We start from the raw sequence: 2,889 nt of genomic DNA on the forward strand, positions 1-2,889 counted from the left end.
ACTCGCTTCCAACGTAAAATAATTAAAAGTCCAACAATTCCATAGCTAGCAACTTTAAGATACTGATCTATGACAAGTGGCAAAGATACTGGCAAGAAAAATAGCAGAAGTAGAACTGTTACAACGGGTTCCATTCTTCTAGTGCTATATGTGAGCAACTGAATGTTCAACATTGTTTCTCCAGTGCGTCAAAGGCGCCCATGAGCAGCTTTAATATTATTGCGCTCATGGTCATGATTGGCTAAAATCTCTGTAAAAAGTGACTGATATCTATGTGCTTGGGTTTCTAGAGTGAACTCTTGTTCTACTTTTTCTCTGGCCCGATCGCTAAGTTTCAGATGGCGTTCTTCATTATCTAGTATCCAAGCAATTCCTCGAGACAAATCTTCAACTTCATAAGGTTGTGCTAGGTAGCCGTTTTGCTGATGCTCAATTAGATCTGAAAGTCCGCCTACTTTAAAGGCAACGCAGGGAACTCCACAGGCAATTGCCTCCAGTACAGTATTTGGCAAATTATCTTGAACTGACGGGGCAGCAAAGACATCAGCTGCAGCGTAAACTAGTGCCAGCGAAATATCGTCGCTTAGCCGACCTAGATAGTGCGTTCGGAAACCAAATTCAGGTGGGTATTCAGGTTCAGAGGCTCCTAGAATAACAAGCTCTAGTTTGTCTTCCCATCCGGATTGACTTAGATTTTGCAGCGCTAACTCTAATAGATGAAATCCTTTGCGCTTGTCGCTGGTAGCCTGTAATGCCCCAAATAAAACTAGCTGCTTATCCAGTGGTAAATTTAATATTTTTCTAGCAGTCTGCTGGTGAAACGGCCGATACCTTTGAGTGTCAAGTCCATAAGGTATCACCTCAACTCGCATATTCTTAAATAGAGAGCTGTTATTAGCACATTTAGCAAGCCATGAACTAGGGGAAACAACTGTTAAATTCAGATCTTTCCAAGCTTTAGCCTTACGCTGCCACACCCAGCGAGAAAGATCTAAGCTTTTATGACTATGAAGCTGAGGACAGGCACCGCAGGAATCTACATAGCGATCACACTCTTGGTTGTAATGGCATCCTCCAGTGAATGCCCACATATCGTGTAGCGTCCAAACCAGAGGCTGGCTATACTTGGCAATAGTTTTAACCTGGAGAAACGCTTCACTAATCCAATGTAAGTTGATTATATCAGGGGCAATCTGAGTAATTTTAGGGGCAGTTCTATCTGGAAGCCACTGAAGAGAGAATGTGGTCTTTTCCCGTTGAGAGTAGAACTTTAAAGGTAAGGCATCAGCAGCAACTCTGGTTCTGGCAATGCTTTCTTCCAATCTTGCCCTCGGCGCAAATACAGCTTCATCATCACTATGCTTGTACTGCACTAGCATTTGAGAAGTTACACCAATACTCTGTAAGCCCTGATGTAAACGATAAGAAGCACGAGCAGCTCCACCAGTTATATCGAAAGTACTAAGAAGTAAGACATTCACTTATAGACCTCAGCTTTCTCATTCTCACGGACCTGAAAAGTTAGATAGTAATTGGCAAAGAATCCTTCATAAGATAACCACTCCCTCCAAAGCCTCCGAGACCCATGTTGCAAATTAATAAAATCAAGTAGTGAGGCCTGATTGTGAAAATCAGTTATTTTTTTTGTGATCTTAGTCATAACAGCAAGTTCAACTTCTTGTAGGAAGATCATCTCAAAAAAAAAGATTGCTCGAACGGTATAATAATGTTAAAAGGTTCTATTCCAGCTATATTTGCCATTTCGTGGTACTTCTCTCCGAAAGGGATCAAGCATAACTTTACTACTCATGTTCTCAAGGAGGTAAGTTGGATTATAAAAAAATTTTTAGCTTCATAACTGATGTATTAAGTTAGCTACTATCATTATTGTCTAATCCAACCACATTGAAAGATCTCGTTGAAGCAAGTTTTGTAGTGCCAGGATATCTTCACGAAAAACGTCAATTAATTTACTTTTTATATCGGGAGGACACTGAGACTTATGCCGATTTTGAACTCTTAAATAATTGGCAATATTCTTTCTTAACAAACTTGGTAAAATAGGCTTCAAAAATTTTTTTAAATTACTCGTGTCACTAAGCAACATTTCAATAAAACTAGATCTAGGAGTGCCAGAAATATTAAGCCGTGTAAGCACCTCAGGAATAAAAGCATCATCTACATTCAGAAACTGAAAGACATCTTTAAGTAGACCTACTGGTTTATCAACTAAATCATCATATAAATAAACTCTTATTTGCCTTTGGTCAAAATACTCAAAATACCGATGAAGCTGCACTGAGTAAAAACCCATATCTGTATAACGCCATATATATTCCCAGTTGCTTGTAATACGAATTTGCTCCTCTTGAAGGGCTTTCCCAAAATCTCGTATAGGCTCACGCCCATCCCTAATAGTATGCATAAAACTCGAATATGCACGATCAACAGGATTACGTAAAACCGCAATCAACTTGACATTAGGTATGTAAAATTGAATACGCTTCGGGGCACTATGGCTATATAAGTACCACGTTGTCGCTTCTCCAACAGCTACTTGATTAGTAACACCTTTAAAGAGTTTAGAGTAATCTCTAATGTTATCAGTAATATGGCTATAAGACTTGTAATCTAATGGACCAGTGAAACTAGGTTGAACACCCTCAAAATCAAAAAAACCAGGTTCTTTAACAGGGCTCATAAAAATCTGAGGATGCTGATGTAAATAATGATAAAGTGAAGTCGTCCCAGCTTTCTGAGTACCAATTAATAGAAAGTTAGGAAGTCTCATATAATTTACGTCCTAAAAAAAGTACTTAAAAAAACTATTCAACATTTACCTTAAAAAAACTTAATAAACGCTTAAATTTGTTTACAATTTTACTAGAA

General features: G+C 38.5%; 2 protein-coding genes. Both read right to left on the reverse strand.

Annotated features, from left to right (window positions below; genetic code table 11):
• Nucleotides 1-188: 188 nt before the first annotated feature.
• A complete protein-coding gene (locus AC2VE5_RS25250) occupies nt 189-1,481 on the reverse strand; it encodes a glycosyltransferase family 4 protein (protein WP_486890341.1) in 1,293 nt (430 codons plus the stop codon).
• A gap of 410 nt (nt 1,482-1,891) precedes the next feature.
• Complete coding sequence (locus tag AC2VE5_RS25255; protein WP_486890342.1) at nt 1,892-2,791, reverse strand: sulfotransferase family protein; 900 nt, start codon at nt 2,789-2,791, stop codon at nt 1,892-1,894.
• Between the last annotated feature and the right edge of the window lie 98 nt (nt 2,792-2,889).

It is taken from the genome of Aliterella sp. E5.1, from assembly GCF_057473825.1.